Genomic DNA, 19,558 nt, shown 5'->3' with positions numbered 1-19,558 from the left:
ACGTGAACATCAGACTAGCCTTTGGCGTAAATGCAATTTATTCTCATTTGTCTGCGAGACGGTGATTTAACTCTGCGAAAGGAGAAAGGATGCAAAAACCGGGTGAAATGCGTGTGCGCCAGCATCAACTGTCACGAGAGATGCGCATGGTGCAATCGGATTACTGGCCCGTGCAGGCACTCTGCGAGTCTTCACAACCCGCTAACGAGCAGCCACAGCTGGTGCTGACTTTTGGTGTGCAGGGAGAATCGCGCTTTCGGGAAAGCAACGGACGTGAGATCGCTTTCAGTGCCGGGCATCTCACCGTGACCAGTTTTCAGGCCAGCCAGGGCGAGCGTTTGTATCGCGCGGGAGAGCGGGTGCAGCAGGTACGCCTGATTCTCAGTGCGGCGAATGTACGCCACTATTTTGGTGAACAGGCTGCAGAAGGATTGTTACAGCCTCAGCTTAAGCGCCATCTTTTTAGCCGTTTCGGCCACGCCACTGCGGCGCAACTTAGCCAGGTGCATGAGGATCCGCTGTTGCTGGAAATTCAGGCGCTCAGCCTGCTGGCTTTGCATCGCCATCAGCTTCAACCCACCAATACTCAGCACAAGCTACATCCTCAAATGGTTGAACGGCTGGAACAGGCACGCGACTGGATGCGCGATCATCTGGCTGAGGTTTTTTCACTGAACGCGCTGGCGCTGGCGGCAGGATTGAGTGACTACCAGTTGAAAACAGGGTTTCAGCAGCATTTTCACTGCACGCCGGGCGCGATGCTGTTACAGATGCGCATGGAGCACGCGTATCGCTTGCTGGAGGAGGGATTTCAGGTGGCTCAGGCGGCATGGCAGGTGGGATATCAACATCCGCGCAATTTTAGCGTCGCGTTTCAACGCTATTTTGGACGCCCGGCCAGTGCGATTACCGGGCGCAGAAAGCAGGATTAGCGTGAACGACGAGACGGCATCATGCGCAGTAACGTGTTGTCTTTGAATAAATAATGATGCGCTAGTGCCGCAACAGCATGAATACCAATCAGCCAGTAGCCGTAAGGGGCGAGTGTTTCATGCCAGTCTGTAATGCTGTCAGCAAAATCAGGATCGGGATCGCCGCTCACCGGCATCGGAATACCAAAAATCCACCAGGTGCGGCCCATATAGAAGCGCGACAAAATGCCGAGAATCGGCAACACAATAAAGAACAGGTAGATCGCCAGATGCATGAGGTGCGCCAGGCCGGTTTGCCAGTGTGGCGGTTTAGGGACTATCGCCGGGCTGCGATGACGAAAACGCAGAATGACGCGTGACAGCATTAGCACCAGCACACAACTCCCTGCGCTGAAATGACCAATGATCATGGCAAAGCCCTGCCAGGATCCGCGCGTCGCTAATCCGCGAAATTCCATGGTGCAATAGGCCGTGACGACCAGCAAAAAGGTCAGCCAGTGGAGAAAAATCTGCGAAGGTGCGTATTTGGTGCTCATCATTTATTCCATCAAAAGGCGTAGCAGAAGCGCTAACATAGCGGAAAGCGTACTGAATTAATTCATATTTTGACACATCCTCCGACGAAATGCTTACCGCTGGGCTTCCGATGCCTGCATCAGTTGGCTGAGTAAAGACTGCAGCTGCTGTTGCTGATCAACACTCAACATCGCGAGCAGATCACGTTGAGTCTCTGTATGCACCAGCAGGGCTTGCTCAATCTTCTCACGACCGGCATCGGTTAAGGCAACCAGCATGCTGCGTTTATCCTCGGGATCGGCCACGCGTTCAATGGATCCCACCTCCTCAAGACGATTGAGCCGATTGGTCATTGCGCCAGAAGTAATCAGCAGCGATTTGTACAACTGCGTGGGAGAAAGGCAATAGGGAGGGCCCGCACGACGCAACGTAGCGAGCACATCAAACTCCCCATCGCGAAAATGGAAAGGAGCCAGTGCCTCCGCGCGCCGGGTGGCGAGGTGCTTCATGATGCGCAACATGCGGCCAAATATCGCCATTGAGGAGGCATCCAACTCCGGCATGGCGTTGGCCCACTGCTCGATAACAAAATCAACGTGGTCGGTCATATTTCCCCTCGAATGTGTTGCTTAGTGCGCATCCCTCTATCGAAATGCCGTAAAGTATCTTAACGTTAAGATACTTTCGACGCACATGGAGATGCAAAGTGACTCGTACCTTACCTGCTTTAGGCATGTTTGCTTTACTGGTTTTCATCATCGCACTGAATTTACGCCCGATCATGGCCGCCATCGGACCGCTGTTTCCGCTACTGCAACGCGAATCCCACCTCAACGCCATGCAACTGAGTTTACTCACCACCTTGCCGGTGGTGATGATGGGGTTGTCTGCCCTGGCGGGGCCGTGGTTGCTGCGTTGCGTTGGTGAGGTGCGCGGCATCGCCGCCGGTTTGATTCTTTTAGCGTTAGCTTGCCTTGTACGCGGTGCTGTCCCAACTGCTGAGATGCTGATTGCCAGTGCGCTGGTGGCGGGCATTGGCATAGGCTTAATTCAGGCATTGATGCCTGCGCTGATTAAACGGCACTTTGCTGCACAGGCCGGCACGCTAATGGCACTGTTTACTACCGGAATTATGGCGGGTGCAGCGCTGGCTGCCGCGACGGCCGCCCCATTGGCGGATGCGCAGGGGTTGGGCATGGCGCTTGCCATACCCGTTGTGCCCGCGATTGTTGCGGTACTGCTGTGGTTGATCACGTTGCGCCACAGCGTTTCTGCTGCGAATACTCAGCGCGTTAAACCCGTACGGACACGCCGTAGTGGGTTGCTCATGGTGTTCTTCGGAATTGGTACGGGGGCTTACACGCTGGTGCTGGCCTGGTTGCCGCCGTTTTATTTGCAGCATGGCTGGACGCCGCAGCACAGCGGCTATGTGCTCGGTGCACTGACGCTAACGGAAGTGGTGGCGGGCTTTATCGTGTCGGGCTTGATCCATCGCTTCCGTGACCGCCGTTTTCCGCTGCTGCTGGTGCTGACCTCCTTGCTGCTGGGATTAATCAGCCTGATGTGGCTGGGCGGTGCGCTGGCCTGGTTGCCCACGGTGCTGCTCGGATTGGGGATTGGTGCGCTGTTTCCGCTTTCACTGATCGTGACGCTCGACCATGCGCATTCTCCGGAAGAGGCGGCGGGATTGTTATCCTTTGTGCAAGGTGGCGGCTATTTGCTGGCCGCATTGATGCCACTGATTGCCGGCATCGTCCGCGATCGTGCCGACTCACTGGATAGCGCATGGGCCATCATGAGCGTCGGAGTGGTGGTTTTGATGGTGATGGCATTGCGATTCAAACCTCACCTTACGCAGGGATGATGACGGTATGAAACGGTTGAATCGATATATATCTTGTTTTATAACGCCTGCCTGACTCTTCTATGTCCATCAAAAGGAAATGACCACGTGAACCTGTTTATCTTTTACGTTGGCGGTAATGCCGGAAAATCTAACATTGAAGTGCATGATATCCAGTTCGTTGCTGCAGAAAAGCCTGAAGATGCCTGGCCTGCATTGCGTGAAGCCTGGTTTGGTGATGCGGATAAAATCCACGTCGATGGCTATGCGCGCGTGACCTGGGCTGATGGCTATCGCGTGTCTCTGTCTGATAAGCCCACCACCGGCAGTGAAAAGCTGTTTTTTGTTAACGCCGGTGCGTACCATCCTTCCACTTTGGCTGAATTGCATGCCTTCGATCTTTTCGTTGCCAAAGACGTTAAGGAAGCGAAAGCCAAAGGACTTGCTAACCTGTTGCCCGGAACAGACCATCAGCACAAAGATAATCTGAAAGATGTGGATGATTGTTTGCTGCTGGAAAAGATCGGTGACCTCTATATTCAATTAACGCCGGATAGCGATGGCGAACCCTTCCGCCCGGAGTGGCAGGGTTATCAGCCGATCGGTATCGCGTGATCGTCGGGGCGCCGGTGGAGGCGCCCGCAAAACCCTGGAGGTTTTATGTCACCACAAGTGGGTGTAGGCGTTTTGATTTTCCGTGAAGGAAAACTGCTGCTGGGCCGCCGCAAGGGCAGCCACGGTGCAGGGGATTGGTCAGCACCGGGCGGGCATCTGGAATTTGGTGAATCTCCGGATGAGTGCGCACGACGTGAAGTGCTTGAAGAAACCGGATTAACCCTGACCGAATTGCAAAACGGCGCATTCACCAGTGATGTGTTCCCTGAGGCCAACAAGCACTACATCACCTTGCTGCTGGTGGCACATCACCCGCAGGGGGAACCGCAGTTGATGGAGCCGGAAAAGTGCGAAGGCTGGCAGTGGTTTGCACCTGAAGCCTTGCCGCAGCCGCTGTTCGCGCCGCTGCGCACATGGATTGCTCGCGATGGCTTAGCCGCGTTGCAACATCTCGCACAGGTTACAGCGCGATAATCGCCTCAATCTCAACCTTCAGATCCGGTGAGAACAGCTGGCTAATTTGCACCAGCGAACTGGCGGGTAGATGCTCGCCATAATGCTTAAAGAGTACGGCCCGCAGATCATTAATCTGGGCAAAGGAGGTGATGAAAATGGTCACTTTAATCAGATGGCTCAGCGAGGTATTTTCGGAAGCCGCAATCAGGTGCAGCTGCTGAAAGATAGACTCAGCCTGTGAGGCAATATCGCCTTGCTGCGAGGGTGTGGCAAAGGCTGTTAAACCTGAAACATATAAGGTGTCGCCATGCTTCACCGCGTGCACATATGGCGCTTTCACTTCGCCCAGTTCCGGGTAATTTTTGCGTATCAACATCGATTGCTCCTTAATCCAGTTTTAACACCATCACCGTGACGTCCTCATCGGCGATGTTTCGCTGTTCCACGTCCTGCCAGCCAAAGCGGCGATACAAGGCCTGTTGGTCAGGTGTATATAGCCAAAGTGCAGGGATCGATTTTGCTCGCGCTTCGGCAATCAGGCGGGTCACTAATGCACTGGCCAACCCTTTACCGCGATGTTCGCGGGCGGTGATCACTTCACCCAGCCAAAATTCACGCTCGTGGATGTCACTCAATTCGTAATGGATGATGCTGGCGGTGGCCATCAACTCGCCTTGGTGAGTGATGGCAAACAGCGTCATCGTCTGGGAATCAGCGGCATTGCGTGATTGCAGCCGCTGGCGGATCACATCGCGGTCATGCCAGTTAGGCAGCTCGGACCATTCGCGGTGTAGCATGTCAGCAATTTCATCATAGAAATGTGACATCTGGGCCAGACAGTGTATCTGCATCCATCATTCTTCAAGGTTAACAGAGGAGTCAAACAACATAACCGTTAACCTCGAAAGGAACCAGGCTATTCGCCTGGTTCTTATGCTTAGGTTGTCTGGTTGGCCACCGCCACCGCATCTTCCCCGGCGGGAATGCGCATCGGTGCGTTGGGATCGGTTGCCGCTTGCCATATCGCGGCGGCGACATCTTCGGCTTTGGTGGTAGGCTGCGGTTGGTGCATGCCCGCCATAATCCCATCCAGCATCGGTTGATAGGCGTCGAGGAAGGTTTGCTCCATGCGCGGCATGGCGTTCTTGCCGAAATCGGTGGTGGGTGCCAGGCCCGGTAACACCAGTCGCACATTAACATTAAACGGCTGCAACTCCAGCGCCAGTGATTCGGTAAACGCATTGACGGCGGCTTTGCTGCCGGCATACACCGCCAGCAGCGGCAGGGATTTCAGCGTCACGGTGGACGTCACGTTGATCACCGTACCGCCGCGTTTGGCGCGGAACTGAGGCAGCACCGCCTGCGTCATGGCGATAGTGCCCAGCGTGTTAGTCTCAAACACTTCGCGTACCGTGGACATCGGCGTACCTTCCAGTGAGGTCAGCACACCAATCCTGGCGTTGTTCACCAGTACATCGATTTCGCCTGCGTCAGCGATTGCCCGTTTGATGCTTTCTGCATTAGAGACGTCCAGCGGCAATAAACGTCAATTTTCCGAAGCCGGGAATAGCTCGGGGCGAGGATGACGCATAGTGGCAATCACCTTCCAGCCGCGTTCCAGGAAATAGAGCGCGGTGGCGTGTCCGAAGCCAGAAGAACAGCCGGTGATGAGGATCGTTTTCATTCTTCACTCCTGCATTGCATTGGGTAGATGCTCACTATAGAGTCAGCGAGATGGACTCACTACAATGCAAAGTCCATATTTCATTCGCAGGAGTCCATAATGATCGATCCCCTTGCTGAGATAGTGTCGCTGCTGCAACCTCAGGCGGCCTTTTCCAAACGAGCACGCGCCAATGGTCGCTGGCGCGTCAATCGCAGTGAAACCGGACAGCCGTTTTACTGCCTGGTACTGGCTGGGCGCAGTCAATTGAAGATGAAAGGGCATGAACCCATCTCACTTGAGCAGGGCGATTTTGTCCTGATCCCGGCGGCGTGGGAGTTCTGCATGAGCAGTGCCGAGCCACCCGATGACGATGCGCCCGAAACATTGCCGGAAATGCTTAGCCCCGGTGAATTCTGGATTGGCGATCAGCAGCAGCCTGCTGAAGTGCAAACGCTGATTGGCTATTGCCAGTTTGGTGCGCCTGACGCGGGATTGATCGTCTCGCTGTTACCCCAATTTATTCATATTCGCGGGGAGTCACGGCTGACCACTCTGGTACAACTGGTGATGGATGAGTGTCGTGCGCAGCGTCCTGCTCGCCATGTGGTACTAGAACGCCTGCTGGAACTGCTGCTGATTGAGGCGCTGCGTTCGATGCCAATCTGTCATGCTTACCCTGGCGTGATGAGTGGTTTAGCCGACGAACGTCTGGCGGCGGCCATCCGCGACATGCACGCCAACCCGGCGCATCCCTGGACTGTGGCGCAATTAGCCAAAGTTTCCGCGCTATCCCGTTCGGCATTCTTTGTACGTTTCCGCGCAGCAGTGGGCGTAGCGCCGATGGTTTATCTGCTCACCTGGCGCATGGCTTTGGCCAAAAATTTACTGCGTGGCAAAAATATGGCGGTAGCGGATGTCGCAGAACGCGTCGGCTATCGTTCCGCCAGCGCGTTTAGTGTGGCCTTCACCCGTTATGTGGGGCAACCGCCCGCATGGTTTGCCGCTCAACAGGAAATTTAGCGGAACAGCTTAAGATTGCCCGTCAAACCCGTAATTTTCTTTTTAGGGCCAATCAGACCAATCGCAACCAGCTCTATATGGTCACTGTGGGCGCTGGCAATCCGCTCGCCGTACTCCTCGTAAGTTTTGCAGGACTGCGCCAGCGCACTAAACGGCATCGCGAAGATCTCTGGGTCCGCGTTGCTTGCCTTTTGCAGTTCACGCAGATAGCCACCTTCCGCCAGCAGCACAGGCAGGGGAGCATAAATCACACCGGGATAGTTGAACCCATCTTCACTCTGCAAATCCGGGCCGACGATATGATCAATCAGCTTGCCAAAGCTGATGCCGATGACGCTGGCTGCATTCAGCGCCAGCCCGGTGGGTAACTGGTTGTCGATGATGAGTGTGCAGCGATGTTGGTGAGGATCGAATTGCATGGGTAACTCCGTAAGCAACTGAGATAAAGCGCCATGGTGGCTGAGGTGAAAATTATGCGGCAGGCAGTGAGAAAAGTGCTTGCGGAGTTCATTGAAAAAAGCATGAATTAAGGATGAATATTCCTGTTTAACGCTATCAATAGAAAGGATTAACCTGAAATGAGTTTGAGCAAGACAGATATCCAAATACTAGAACATTTGCAGCGGGACGCACGCGTAACGAATCAGGATCTCGCGGATGCCATCGGCCTCTCTGCATCACCGACATGGCGCAAGGTGCGCAAACTGGAAGAAGATGAGGTGATTCAGGGCTATCGCGCCGTGCTCAATCGTAGAAAGATTGGCCTGAATGTGATGGTGTTTGTGCGTGTCACCATCGACAGCCATAGCGAAGCCGAAGCGCGTAAATTTGAAGCAGAAGTGACCGCGCTGGAAAATGTGGTCTCCTGCTACAGTATTGGCGGCGATGCAGACTTCCTATTGCAGGTGGTATCGGCAGATATGGATGCCTATGCGGACTTTGCGATGTCGGTGATTCGGCGATTGCCGGGTATTAAAGAGATGCAGAGTATGTTCGTGTTGAAGGAAGTGAAAGGGATGGCGGGTCTGCCCATGACGGGGAACGTAAACCCATAAGGTTGAACTCGAGATTTCAACAACGTTGTCAAAACAACAAAAAAAACACTGTATGTATTGCCAGTTACATTGCTTTCAAAACGAAAATAAATTAGCATAAATTCCGTTTAACGCAACTAAGGTGGCTAAATGGAAAGCGCGCAGATTTTCAGTAGTATCAATAAATTGCTTACAACGCACTTTAATCGAGAGTTTTGGTTAAGCTTAGAAGATGAACTCACCACAAGTTATGCGAATGCAAACGCATCGATTGAAGGTCCCCTTGCAAAATTAGAGCAGCCGCAAAAAAGGCGATTACTACCGCAAACGCGGCATTATTATTTAAATTCTGCGTTTTACCGAGCGGCTAAAAGTTGTGGATTATCCTGCGATGACGCGTTTACTGAACCTAGAGGTGAAAACTATTACATCGTTCAATCTGGTCAGATAAAAGTCAGCCGTATTGGCTTAAGGTATGATGAAAACCTCATAAGAAAAGCGAATCACAGATTGTTGATCGCCGAACTGAATAGCGAATACGAAGGATTTACTCCCGATTTCTTTCAGGAACAGACGCAACAATCGTTCCCAGATGGTACTCTCGGCGTGCTCATCGTTAATGTAAACCCTCCATTTTCTCGCTCTCAGGGAGAGATGCTCGATTTACGTGTCACCGTCCCTTTCACCAATCTGAAGAACTATCATTACAACCAGTCGTTACGCGATGTCTTAGCGTTATACAATGAAATCGAATTCGCGCCAGAGGTGCCGGATTTAGCTATTCCACTATTAAAGAAGCGCTTGAAACAGCAAGAAGGTTAGTGTGGTGAACAAATGAGAGTGGGTGTTGCGGGCTTTGAACCAAACCGGTTGACGCAGATGCGTGAAGCGAGAGGTTTGTCAAAAATCAATCTTGGGCGTTTGGTTGAGCGATCCCCCTCGACAATTACTAAGTGGGAGCAGGGCTTTCATTCGCCAGATGCAGAAGCCCTGTTGGCGCTTTCAAACGTGTTGGAATGCCCAATGACTTGGTTTACCAAGCCGATGCCGCGTCACGAAAACAATCCAGTGTTTTTCCGCACGCTGGCAACAACAGCCAAAGATTTGTGCGCCGCGTCTGACCGCTACATGGAGTGGTTACAGGAAATCACATTACATTTGCAGCACGATCTCGATTTTCCTTCGGTGAATATTCCCTTCCTGGAGGTCACCGATCATCGCCAGATTGACGATCAAATGATTGAAATTATGGCGAGTCGATGCCGCAAACTATGGGGGTTAGGCTTAGCCCCTCTGAGCGATTTGCTGCTGGTCATTGAGAACGCCGGGATTATTTGTTCGCGCTTTGAACAAGGTAGCGTTGTCATGGATGGCTATTCACAATGGAATGAGTGTGAACAGCGTCCTTATATCATCCTCGCAGCCGATAAGAATAATTTTTATCGCAGCCGTTTCGATGCCGCCCATGAGCTTGGGCATCTTGTATTGCACCGTTACATTCGGCGTTTGGATTCGGTGAATTTCAAGCCAATTGAAGCCCAGGCACATAAATTTGCAGCCAGCTTTATGCTGCCAGAAGAAGCCTTTGCCGTTGAATTACCACCCAATCCTACTTTAGAAAATTTTGTCGCGTTAAAGCAGCGATGGGGGATGTCAGCCCAGGCAATGATGGTTCGTGCAAAAGAATTGCAATTGATTACGGATGTTGAGTACCAACGACTCTATAAGCAGGTGTCGGCACGTGGTTGGCGCAAAGGGGAACCTCTTGACGATCAGCGTGAACCAGAATCGGTGAGATTGCTGCCGCGCAGCTTACACCTGCTGCTGGACGAGGGAATTTATACTAAGCAGAGTTTTGTCGCTTCACTGAACATGGCTCAGAGGGATATCGAGAAGCTGTTATCTTTGCCAAGAAATGCATTGGCCGACACGGCCATATTGAAGCTAACACCTAAATTAAAAGTGAAAAGCGACAGCCTTAGCAGCGATCAACCTGTAGATAACGTGATCAGTATCTTTGGCCATAAATCCCCGACTTAAAGTTGAGTCCACGTTTATCTGAATCTCAATTCTTGAACAGCAGACCCAAATAATATGTCCATAACTAAAGGGCGCACCATAAAAGGGTGCGCCTTTTTAATGCCGGAGGATGATTACGCCTCTAACCCCGCATTATGCATCCCACGGCGCAGCGTGAAGTTCACGCCCATGGTCAGGAGGGGATCTGGCGGATTCCACTCAGGCTTCGGCAGTGACAGCAGGTAATCAATGGTATCGTTGCGTTTACCCGCCAGCCAGTCGGCCAGCATGGTGCCCATGGCGGTACAGCGTACCGTACCGAGACCATTACAGCCCAGCGCGCCATACACATTCTTGCGCAGTTCGCCAAACAGGCTGGAACCGTTGCGCGTCATCCCTAAGCCACCGCCCCAGGTGTGTTCGAAAGGCACATCTTTCAACGTTGGATAGCGACGTTCAAATGACTGGCGATGGGTTTGACGATACTTCTCGGTGTAGCCTGGCTTGTGGCGTCCATCTTCGTTGAAGCTAAAGCTGTTACGAATCAGGATGCGATTGTCATGGGTACGTCGCGAAGTGGTGCCAAACGGATCCGCTGGAATAATGCCCCAGAAATCCTCACCGCCAATGCTGTCCTGCTCGGACTTGGTCAGCGGGCGGGTCAGGCTGCCGTAGGTGAAAATCGGGAAAATGGTGCGTGGGCCAAAGCCAAAGTGGGTACCAAAGGCGTTATTGCCCAGAATCAGCTTATCGGCAATGATGCGGCCGGTCGCATGATGCAACACGATCTGCGGTTCATACTCAATCGCAGTAATGGCGGTATCTTCATACAGCGTAACGTTTTCTGGCAAGCTGTCTGCCAGACCTTTCACCAGTCCTGAAGGCTGAACCAGAATGGTACCCGGCGTATAGAGCGCTTTGCGATAGAAGCTGGTGCCGAAAATATCTTTCAGCGCACTGCCTTCGATGATTTTGCACTTCTCACCTAAAGCTTCAAGGCCACCGCGATAGGCATCCAGCACCGCCATGCCGCTGTCTTCAACGGCTGCCTGATATTTACCGGAGTGGCGCATATGCGCGTCGGTAATATTATGCTCCTCCACCAGGTCCTTCAGGATGCGCTGGCCGGTCTGGTTCAGATTGAGGATATTGCGGGCAACGGTTTTATCGCCGATGTAATCCGGTGCGCTGATGTCGTGCGGAACGTCGATCAGGAAGCCCGCGTTACGTCCAGAAGTGCCAAAACCAACCTGTTGGGCTTCGACCAGAATCACCTGATCGTTAGGGAAGTTCAGCGCCAGACGACGCGCGGCTGCCAGGCCAGCAAAACCTCCGCCGATCACCACCCATGGCGCTTTGGCATCACCGACCAGCGCGGGCTTAGGAATACGCTTCTGGCTGGTGTGGAACCAACCCGGCGTGGGATCATCGGAAGGCAGCGCATCAATGCGCAGTAACGATTCAGGATCGTTTGGCAGATTGTCTGTCAACAGCGTTGCGCCACCGCCCGCGGCAATGACTCCGGCACCGATTCCTGTGCCCACCAACAATTTCCTTCTGGAAATACCCATGTAAAAAAGACTCCTCGATGCAGATAAGTTGTTCTAAAAATTGCCTGCGCTGCCTGAATTCGGGTCAGATAGCGACGTTACGCATTGCTAAAAATGTGTGACTTATGTTTCTAGGTATATTTCATGTATACATGATGTATTCAGATTATTTCGATTTGTAAAATCCGTGTCAACCCTGTTTTGTGTAAGCCGATGGCGAGTGGGCAGGTCAGTACCTGGAATAACTCTTGCATCTTCACCAGCGATCAATGCCGTGACTTGCTGGAGAAAGCTGTGAACCTCAATACTTATAAATATTTCAATGAAGTCGCTGCGACGGGATCGATACGCCGTGCCGCAGATCGCCTGCACGTTGCGCCATCCGCCATCAGTCGGCAGATTGCACTACTGGAGCACACGCTCGGTGTGATGTTGCTGGAACGCACCAATACAGGGATTCGATTAACCCCAGCGGGGACACTGCTGGAAGGTTTCACGCGTAAGATGTGTCGCGATCTCGACCGTATTCATGAGTCGATAAAGAATTTAAAAGGCTTGCGCGAAGGTGAAGTCAAAATATGGGTGATTGAAGCAGTGGTGCAGGCGATTTTACCGCGCATCATGACGGACTTTAATGAAAATTACCCGGCGATACAGTTTTCGATTAATAGTGAATCGTCCGACCGCACGATAGAAGCGATTATTCGCGATGAAATCGATATTGGTATTGTGTTTAACATGGGTGACCGACCTGGAATAGAAGTGATTAAACGCTGCGCTGCACCCATTCAGTGCCTGGTTTCACCCGGTCATCCCCTGGCACAACATCAATCCCTGAGTCTGGAAGATATTTGTTTTTATCCGATTGCGCTGCCGGTCTCCAGTTTTGGCATGCGACAAACCTTCGATAAAGTCACGCGCAGCCTGCATCTCCATCCGCACTCGATCGTGAATACCAACAACCTGGAACTCACCAAAGCTATGGCGATCGCCGGGCGTACACTGACCATCGGTCCGAAGCAGATTGCTGCCCGCGAAATCGAACAGAATATGCTGCGTGCAATCCCCATTGATAATGAAGCAATGGAATCCGCCAACATTGAAATATGTGTCCATCGCGACCGTACACTCTCTTTTGCTGCTCACCAATTCCTTAAACATGTGTGCCGGGAATTCAATTAAAGATGAATTCATCCGTTATCGTCATAATTTTCCCTTATCCATAAATTAAAAATCGAGGAAATTGACCGGGTTAATGCGTTGGTTTTTGGTGTTCTAAAAGCGGCAACACAGCGTGCTGCATTCGATATTACGGATAGCCCGAAATTGCGTGGTATTTATTTCCCATCGCAGAGTTTACACACCAGAAGTGAATGCTTGTCGCCAACCAGGGGAAAAACATGCCGGACATCATGACTAACGGAATTCGAACGCATTACGACATCGAGGGAACAGGTCCGGCGCTTATTTTTGTGTCAGGACTCGGCGGCACGGCCGCGTACTGGCAGCCGCAACTGGCGGCTTTTGCCCAGCACTATACCGTGGTGACTTACGATCAACGCGGTGCAGGCAGCTCAGATCATCCAGCCGGGCCATACAGTATCGACACGTTGGTCGAGGATCTGCTGGCGCTGATTACTGCACTGAAACTGGAGAGACCGGCGTTGATTGGTCATTCAACCGGTGGCGCGATTGGTCAGCTGCTGGCCGCGCGCCATCCTGAGTTGCTTTCCGGCATGGTGCAATATGCCAGCTGGGCAAAATCGGATAGTCATTTTAACTGGTGCTTCCGCATGCGCCGTGCGCTGCTGCTCGGTAGCACCATGGAAGAGTATGTGCACGGTAGTGCGCTGTTTCTGTATCCGCCTGAGCATATCAAAACCCATGCGGAGAGCCTGTCACCGGGACTGCTGGCCTCAGCAACCCGTTTTCCCGCACGCGATGTGGTGCTCAGCCGTATCGATGCCATCATGGCGCATGACGCCACCGCGCAACTGGCCGCCATTCAAACACCAACGTTAGTGCTGTGTGCGCAGGATGACATCCTGACGCCGCCCTATCAGTCGCGCTTTCTGGCGCAACACATCCCCGGCGCGGAACTAAAAATTGTGCCGCAGGGTGGCCACAGTTTTTCCGAAAGCGAAACATCATTATTCAACCAAATTACGCTCGAGTTTATCGCGGGCATTCACGCGTCAGCGTAATGAATGAAGGAGTGTCACATGAGCCAATCTGATCAACGCAATGTGGAATTCGGCGTGTTTCTGCCGGTGGGCAACGGCGGCTGGATCACCTCAACCACCAGCCCGCAGCTGCCAGCCACCTACGACTACAACAAACAAGTGACGATTCTGGCGGAGCAACTGGGGTTTGATTTTGCCCTGTCGATGGCGAAGTGGCGCGGCTACGGCGGTCCTTCGCAACACTGGGATGTCACGCTGGAAAGTTTAACCACCATGGCGGGTCTGGCCGAAGCCACCAGCCGGATTGGTGTTTGGGGCACCGTGCACACCATGGTGTTTCACCCTGCGGTGGTAGCCAAAATGAGCGCCGTGTTGGATCAAATATCCAAAGGACGTTTTGGCCTCAACATCGTATCGGGTTCGAACCCAACCGATCAGGGACAGATGGGCTTATGGATGGATCTCGACCACGCCGAGCGTTATGAACTGGCGGCTGAGTGGCTGACGGTGCTGAAGCGCTTGTGGACCGAGGATCGTGTCGATCATCAGGGCAAGCATTATCAGCTGACCGACTGCATGTCGAATCCTAAACCGGTTTCGCCGCCGCCGATTATCTGCGCAGGCGCGTCGGATCGCGGTTTCCTGTTCACCATGGAGCACTGCACCGGCAGTTTTATGCTGGGTTCTGATCACGATGATTTCATCAAAACCGGATTGCGTGCCAAAGAGCTGGCGATGCAGCAGGGCAAGCCGGATTTCAAAACCTACGGCCTGTTCACCATCGTACCGGGCGCGACTGATGCCGAAGCGCGTGAACGCGTGGCGCTGTATGACGCCGGTGTCGACACCATCGCGCTTGATAACCAGACGCGCGAGTACTCCGGTGATAAGAGCTTTAAACAGAACACCATGGCGCAGCGCTTTGTTTCGCAGGGGGAACAGCGTAACTCCATGACGCGTGCCGCGCTGGTGGGGTCAGCAGAAACCATCGGCAACAAGCTGGCTGCGATTGTGAAGGGCGCACAGCTGGATGGCGTGACGGTGATCGTGCCGGACTTTATCGATGACCTGCGCATTGTCGGTACCGACGTGCTGGAAGTGCTGGAGCATCACGGCGTGAATACCCATGCACGCGCCTATCAAAAATCCATGACCGCTTCGTAGGGGAATTCCCCTGCCAAAACGTAAATCACTTTACCGGGAGTCAAATGATGAGAATAAAGATGATGATGGCTGTTGCTGTGGCTGCGGTATTGGCGAGCAGTGCAATTCAGGCGGATGAGAGCAAACCGCGCGTGGCAGGTCTGTTCACGCAAACGGTGACACAGGGTTCCTGGGATATGGCGGGCTATGCCGCGTTTAAATCCATGGCGGATAAACAGGGCTTTGCGCCCAGCTATCTTGAGCACACCACTTATGAAGCGGCTCCGTCGGTATTACGTCAACTGGCTTCCGATGGCGTGAAGTTAATTATCGCGCACTCTTCGGGCTATTCAGCGGCCATCAAAGAAGTCGCTCCATCGTTCCCGAACACCCAGTTCGTGTTGTATTCCTACGAGGGGTCTACCGCCAACTTGCCAAACTACTCGGCGTGGTCCGTGGATTGGGATGAATACGGCTTTGTGCTCGGCGCATTAGCCGCCAGCGCCAGCAAAAACGGGCACATCGCGGTGATCAGCGGTGAACCTATTCCGTCTGCGGAACGCACCGTGCAGTTCATCAAGAAAGGTGCTGCCTACGTGAACCCGAAGGTGCAGGTGGATTCTGCCTATGTCGGTTCATTTACCGATGTCGCGCGCGCCAAAGAGATCGCCACTGGCGCCATCGCACGCGGTGCAGACTTTGTGATTCCTTCTGCGGATACCGCCGACGCGGGTATCCAGCAGGCGGCGGATGAAGAGGGCGTGCTGACCATCGGTTCCTACACTGATCAATCCAAATCCTTTCCGAACTCAATCATGACCTCAACGGTGATGAACTTTGAAAAATCCTATGCGGATATTGGCAAACACTATGCCGATCACCAATTAGGTAACCGCATCATCACCGAGAACCTCTCCACCAATGGCTGGACGCTTTCGACGCCGTTTGCGCACGTCGACAAATCAGTACAGGACAAGGTGTTCCAGGTTATCGCCGACCTGAAGTCCGGCAAAGTGAAGATTGAGGAGTAGTGCATGAGCAGCCCGCTAATCGAACTCGATCATGTTTCGAAGCGCTATCCCAATGGCTTCGTGGCGCTGGAGAACGTGTCACTGTCGCTGTTTCCTGGTGAGATTCATGCGTTGTTGGGGGAGAACGGAGCGGGCAAATCCACGCTGATGAACATTCTGTACGGCGTGCACGAACCCAGCGCTGGCGGGGTACTGATGGGCGGACGGCAGGTGATTCATCGGCGACCGGCAGATGCCATCGCTAATGGTATTGGTATGGTGCATCAGCACTTCAAGCTGGTAGCACCGTTTAGCGTGGCCGAGAATCTGGCGCTGGTGGCGCGAGGCGCGCAGCGAAAAACGTTACGGCGTCACGCAGAGATTCGCGCCTTTATGCAACGCTATGGCGTGGATCTCGACCCTAACGCGATTGTGGGGCATTTACCGCTGGCATTACAGCAGCGCGTGGAAATCCTCAAGGCGCTGGTGAATGACACGCGCGTGCTCTTGCTGGATGAACCCTCCACCATTCTTACGCCGGTCGAAATCCGCGCACTTTACGCTACGTTGCGCCGCATCAGTGATAGAGGCACGGCGGTGGCGGTGGTGACGCATAACGTCGATGAAGTGCTGGCGCACGCCGATCGCTATACGGTGTTGCGTCGCGGTAAAACCAACGGCAGCGGACTGACGGCGGCGTGCAGCGCAGAACAGTTGGTCGAAAAAATTGTGGGCCGCACTGTCAGCAGCGGCACACGGTTGGGCGCGCAGCGTCTTGCGGGCGGAGAACAGCTGAAGATTCAAGGGGTGAATGTACGCCCGGGCAGCGGCTCGCCGGGTTTGCATGACATTAACCTCAGCTTAGCGGCGCGCGAGGTGGTGGGCGTAGCGGGTGTGGAAGGTAATGGTCAAAGCGAACTGTTTGCGCTACTGGCCGGGGAGTCTTTTCCGGACAGCGGTGAAATTCAACGCAGTGATGCACAGGTAACGCTGGCGCTGGTGCCACAAGACCGTCATCACGAAGGGTTATCCCTCGATCTGCCGGTGTCTCACAATCTGCTCTATCCCGACATTATGCAGGGACACTATCGCCGCTTCGGGCTACTCGACCACTCAGCGATTGCGCAGCGCGCCTGCGAGATGATCACCCAGTCCGACATTCGTACGCATTCACACGCCAGCCCGGCCCGATCTTTATCGGGCGGTAATCAGCAAAAAATCGTCGTGGCGCGCGCCATGGCCCAGGACGCCTCGATCATCGTGGTGTATCAGCCAACGCGCGGTCTGGATTTGGCCGCCGCTGAAGCGGTGTTGATGCGCCTGGCCGATGCTGCGGATGCGGGCACCACGGTGCTGATTATCTCCTCCAACATCGAAGAACTGATTCGCGTATCAGATCGCATTGTGGTGATGAATGGCGGGCGGATAACAGGCGAAGTCACGGGCGAAGCGATGAATATTGAACGTATCGGTACGCTGATGACATCGGGCCGTAGTCTCTCTTTACAAGGTGCAGGAGAAGTTCATGTCTGAATCATTAAGCGCCTTAACCGAGACCCGCGCGGGATTGCGGCGGGCATTGTCGCAGCTGAGCGCTTCGCGATCGCTGTGGGTCACGCTGAGTGCTTTTGTCGGATCGCTTATTTTGGGGTTGGCGCTCATCACCGCGCTCGGCGTGCCGATGCAAGGGGCGATGAGCACCGCCTTTGACGGCGCGTTTGGTTCGGTGCGCGCGCTCTCCGACACGCTGGTGTTTATGACGCCGCGCTTGCTGGTAGCGCTGGGGGCGTTAATCGCCATTCGGGGAGGCATGTTCAACCTCGGCGGTGAAGGGCAACTGCAGATGGGGGCGATTGGCGCCATGCTGCCATTCCTCGCCTTCGGTGACCTGGGGCCCGCGCTGCTTCCCTTCGCCATCCTGAGCGGTGCACTGTGTGGAGCCCTTTGGGGCGCAATTCCGGCACTGCTGAAAGTGTGGCGCGGCGTGGATGAAATCATCGTTACGTTAATGATGAATTTCATCGCCATCTACACGCTGAAATATCTGGTACAGGGGCCGATGCGTCCGATGGGTTCCAACTTCAATATGTCCGCGCAAATTCCCGCCGATGGGGTGTTTCAGCCACTGATTGAAGGGGCGCGATTGCACGCCGGCGTCTTCCTCGCACTGCTTATCGCGCTGGCGGTGTGGGTAATGCTCAATCACACCGCGTTTGGTCTCAAGCTGCGGGCCAGCGGACAGAGCCCGCGCTTTGTGAAATTGCAGGGGCAGTCAGCCGCCAAAACCGTGCTCTCCAGCATGGCGATTTCGGGTGCGGTGAGTGGGCTGGCGGGCACTTTTGAAGTCCTCGGCGTGCAGTATCGCCTGATTGATGGCTTCTCTTCCGGGCTGGGCTTCGAAGGACTGGCGGTGTCATTTCTTGCCGGATTACAGCCGATTGGGGCGGTGATCGTCTCCCTTTATTTCGGGGCGATTAACAGTGCGGCGCTGGCGCTGCAAAGCACCTTCTCGATTCCGGCCGCGCTGGCGGATGTGCTCGGCGGCATGCCGATTCTGATTCTGGCGGTGTTGAGTGGCGTGATGTTAGTGAAAGGGAGGCCGGTATGGAATTCAACACTGTAACGCTGGCGCTGTTTCTGGCTGGCGGCTTGCGACTGTGTGTCCCGGTGCTGCTGGCGGCATTAGGGGAAACGATCTCTGAGCGCGCCGGTGTGTTCACCATCGGGCTAGAAGGATTGATGCTGTTTGGTGCGGCGAGTTCCGCGCTAGGGCTGATGTGGAGCGGTTCGCCCGTGCTGGCGCTATGCGTGGGCATGCTCGGCGGATGCGTGGCGGCGCTTCTGCTGGCATTGGGCACGGTGATCGCGCGGGCTAACCAAATCGTGATGGGTATTGGCTTTAACCTGTTTGCCATTGGGGCGACTTCGCTCATGCGTCAGCTGTGGCTCAGCGGTGCACCGCCAGCAGGTTCAATGCGTGCGGTATCCATGCTGAAACTGCCGGGGTTGTCCGATCTTCCGGTGGTGGGACGCGCGCTGTTTTCCCAAAGCCCGGTGTTTTATCTGGCGGTGCTGGTGGCGCTGGTGCTGTGGAGCGTGTTGCGCTTCAGCCGTGCTGGCTTGCTGCTGCGTGCCGTCGGGGAAAATGCGCTGGCCGCCGATGCGGCCGGGCACTCGGTGTTGCGTATTCGTTTTAGCGCCACCTTGTTTACCGGTCTGATGGCCGGGCTGGGCGGCGCGTATCTGTGTATCGTCGCGTCCGGTGGCACCTTCGTTGACAACATGACCGCCGGTCGCGGCTATCTGGCCATCGCCATTACCCTCTTTGCGCGCTGGATGCCACTGCGCGTGCTGCTGGTCGCGATGGTGCTGGGCCTGCTCGAAGCCCTGCAGTTCCAGGGGCAATATTTGGGCGTCAACATTGCGCCCTCGCTACTGATGGCGATGCCCTTTGCTGTTGCACTGATCGCCTGGATCATGATGGGCAAGGCAGGTGCGGCACCGGGTGATTTAGGGCGTCCGTTCCTGCGCGGCAACGGGCGCTAGTGCATTTTCAACTAACAGGAGTGAC

21 protein-coding genes and 1 pseudogene are annotated in these 19,558 nt (G+C 54.3%); 15 read left to right on the top strand and 7 right to left on the bottom strand.

Features of this window, described 5'->3' with window-relative positions; genetic code table 11:
• Positions 1 to 89: 89 nt before the first annotated feature.
• On the top strand, positions 90 to 932 hold the full coding sequence (locus tag FD744_RS06080) for an AraC family transcriptional regulator (protein ID WP_160867680.1): 843 nt from the start codon (positions 90 to 92) through the stop codon (positions 930 to 932).
• Here FD744_RS06080 and cybB read toward each other — a convergent pair.
• Together cybB and FD744_RS06070 are read right to left on the bottom strand one after the other, a co-directional pair.
• Positions 929 to 1,468, bottom strand: coding sequence for a cytochrome b561 (gene cybB, locus FD744_RS06075; RefSeq protein WP_160867807.1), 540 nt, complete (start codon positions 1,466 to 1,468; stop codon positions 929 to 931). The genes FD744_RS06080 and cybB overlap by 4 nt on opposite strands.
• A gap of 93 nt (positions 1,469 to 1,561) precedes the next feature.
• Complete coding sequence (locus FD744_RS06070; RefSeq protein ID WP_097117871.1) at positions 1,562 to 2,056, bottom strand: MarR family winged helix-turn-helix transcriptional regulator; 495 nt, start codon at positions 2,054 to 2,056, stop codon at positions 1,562 to 1,564.
• A gap of 98 nt (positions 2,057 to 2,154) precedes the next feature.
• On the opposite strand from FD744_RS06070, the gene FD744_RS06065 reads away from it, so the two are divergent.
• The 3 genes from FD744_RS06065 to FD744_RS06055 all read left to right on the top strand — a co-directional run bounded on the left by FD744_RS06065 (position 2,155) and on the right by FD744_RS06055 (position 4,380).
• Positions 2,155 to 3,312 (top strand): MFS transporter, encoded by a 1,158-nt coding sequence (locus FD744_RS06065; protein ID WP_373424363.1) that lies wholly within the window; start codon positions 2,155 to 2,157, stop codon positions 3,310 to 3,312.
• Between the two features lie 87 nt (positions 3,313 to 3,399).
• Positions 3,400 to 3,906 (top strand): DUF1543 domain-containing protein, encoded by a 507-nt coding sequence (locus FD744_RS06060; protein WP_160867679.1) that lies wholly within the window; start codon positions 3,400 to 3,402, stop codon positions 3,904 to 3,906.
• Between the two features lie 45 nt (positions 3,907 to 3,951).
• The gene (locus FD744_RS06055; protein ID WP_160867678.1) at positions 3,952 to 4,380 is read left to right on the top strand and encodes an NUDIX hydrolase; all 429 of its coding nucleotides are present in this window, start codon (positions 3,952 to 3,954) and stop codon (positions 4,378 to 4,380) included.
• Here FD744_RS06055 and FD744_RS06050 read toward each other — a convergent pair.
• The 3 genes and pseudogenes from FD744_RS06050 to FD744_RS06040 all read right to left on the bottom strand — a co-directional run bounded on the left by FD744_RS06050 (position 4,367) and on the right by FD744_RS06040 (position 6,046).
• Positions 4,367 to 4,738 (bottom strand): RidA family protein, encoded by a 372-nt coding sequence (locus FD744_RS06050; protein WP_160867677.1) that lies wholly within the window; start codon positions 4,736 to 4,738, stop codon positions 4,367 to 4,369. The two genes, FD744_RS06055 and FD744_RS06050, sit on opposite strands and share 14 nt — an antisense overlap.
• Positions 4,739 to 4,748: 10 nt before the next feature.
• Positions 4,749 to 5,213 carry a GNAT family N-acetyltransferase gene (locus FD744_RS06045; protein WP_160867676.1) on the bottom strand — a complete coding sequence of 155 codons (465 nt, stop codon included), beginning with the start codon at positions 5,211 to 5,213 and terminating at the stop codon, positions 4,749 to 4,751.
• Between the two features lie 86 nt (positions 5,214 to 5,299).
• Positions 5,300 to 6,046 (bottom strand): annotated as a pseudogene (locus FD744_RS06040) (SDR family oxidoreductase).
• 99 nt (positions 6,047 to 6,145) lie between these two features.
• Between FD744_RS06040 and FD744_RS06035 the strand changes: the two are divergent.
• The gene (locus FD744_RS06035) at positions 6,146 to 7,048 is read left to right on the top strand and encodes an AraC family transcriptional regulator (protein WP_160867675.1); all 903 of its coding nucleotides are present in this window, start codon (positions 6,146 to 6,148) and stop codon (positions 7,046 to 7,048) included.
• On the opposite strand, the gene FD744_RS06030 is transcribed toward FD744_RS06035, so the two are convergent.
• A complete protein-coding gene (locus tag FD744_RS06030) occupies positions 7,045 to 7,467 on the bottom strand; it encodes a DUF2000 domain-containing protein (protein ID WP_034829808.1) in 423 nt (140 codons plus the stop codon). The genes FD744_RS06035 and FD744_RS06030 overlap by 4 nt on opposite strands.
• 159 nt (positions 7,468 to 7,626) lie before the next feature.
• Between FD744_RS06030 and FD744_RS06025 the strand changes: the two genes are divergently transcribed.
• From FD744_RS06025 to FD744_RS06015, 3 genes are all read left to right on the top strand, one after another.
• Complete coding sequence (locus FD744_RS06025; protein WP_160867674.1) at positions 7,627 to 8,103, top strand: Lrp/AsnC family transcriptional regulator; 477 nt, start codon at positions 7,627 to 7,629, stop codon at positions 8,101 to 8,103.
• 129 nt (positions 8,104 to 8,232) lie between these two features.
• Positions 8,233 to 8,904, top strand: a complete 672-nt coding sequence (locus tag FD744_RS06020) for a hypothetical protein (protein WP_034829810.1) — start codon at positions 8,233 to 8,235, stop codon at positions 8,902 to 8,904.
• 12 nt (positions 8,905 to 8,916) lie between these two features.
• Entirely contained in the window at positions 8,917 to 10,122 is a 1,206-nt protein-coding gene (locus FD744_RS06015) for an ImmA/IrrE family metallo-endopeptidase (protein WP_160867673.1), read from the top strand.
• Between the two features lie 113 nt (positions 10,123 to 10,235).
• Here FD744_RS06015 and FD744_RS06010 read toward each other — a convergent pair whose 3' ends face one another.
• Positions 10,236 to 11,645 carry an NAD(P)/FAD-dependent oxidoreductase gene (locus FD744_RS06010; RefSeq protein WP_373424362.1) on the bottom strand — a complete coding sequence of 470 codons (1,410 nt, stop codon included), beginning with the start codon at positions 11,643 to 11,645 and terminating at the stop codon, positions 10,236 to 10,238.
• Positions 11,646 to 11,945: 300 nt separating this feature from the next.
• Between FD744_RS06010 and FD744_RS06005 the strand changes: the two genes are divergently transcribed.
• The 7 genes from FD744_RS06005 (at position 11,946) to FD744_RS05975 (ending at position 19,533) form a co-directional block, all read left to right on the top strand.
• Positions 11,946 to 12,833 (top strand): LysR family transcriptional regulator, encoded by an 888-nt coding sequence (locus FD744_RS06005; RefSeq protein ID WP_160867672.1) that lies wholly within the window; start codon positions 11,946 to 11,948, stop codon positions 12,831 to 12,833.
• A gap of 218 nt (positions 12,834 to 13,051) precedes the next feature.
• The gene (locus FD744_RS06000) at positions 13,052 to 13,855 is read left to right on the top strand and encodes an alpha/beta fold hydrolase (RefSeq protein ID WP_160867671.1); all 804 of its coding nucleotides are present in this window, start codon (positions 13,052 to 13,054) and stop codon (positions 13,853 to 13,855) included.
• Between the two features lie 18 nt (positions 13,856 to 13,873).
• Complete coding sequence (locus tag FD744_RS05995; RefSeq protein WP_160867670.1) at positions 13,874 to 14,998, top strand: LLM class flavin-dependent oxidoreductase; 1,125 nt, start codon at positions 13,874 to 13,876, stop codon at positions 14,996 to 14,998.
• Between the two features lie 44 nt (positions 14,999 to 15,042).
• Positions 15,043 to 16,008, top strand: a complete 966-nt coding sequence (locus tag FD744_RS05990) for a BMP family protein (RefSeq protein WP_237449345.1) — start codon at positions 15,043 to 15,045, stop codon at positions 16,006 to 16,008.
• 3 nt (positions 16,009 to 16,011) lie between these two features.
• Positions 16,012 to 17,520, top strand: coding sequence for an ABC transporter ATP-binding protein (locus tag FD744_RS05985; protein WP_160867669.1), 1,509 nt, complete (start codon positions 16,012 to 16,014; stop codon positions 17,518 to 17,520).
• Positions 17,513 to 18,610: an ABC transporter permease gene (locus FD744_RS05980; protein WP_160867668.1), complete on the top strand. Its 1,098-nt coding sequence runs from the start codon at positions 17,513 to 17,515 to the stop codon at positions 18,608 to 18,610. Before FD744_RS05985 ends, FD744_RS05980 begins: the two co-directional genes overlap by 8 nt.
• Complete coding sequence (locus FD744_RS05975) at positions 18,592 to 19,533, top strand: ABC transporter permease (protein ID WP_160867667.1); 942 nt, start codon at positions 18,592 to 18,594, stop codon at positions 19,531 to 19,533. The genes FD744_RS05980 and FD744_RS05975 overlap by 19 nt, the downstream gene beginning before the upstream one ends.
• The last annotated feature ends 25 nt before the right edge of the window (positions 19,534 to 19,558 follow it).

Source organism: Pantoea sp. Taur, from assembly GCF_009830025.1.
Classification (GTDB): Bacteria; Pseudomonadota; Gammaproteobacteria; order Enterobacterales; family Enterobacteriaceae; genus Pantoea; species Pantoea communis.
Note: the sequence above shows the minus strand (reverse complement) of the source record. Positions and strands in the feature narration are given on the sequence as shown.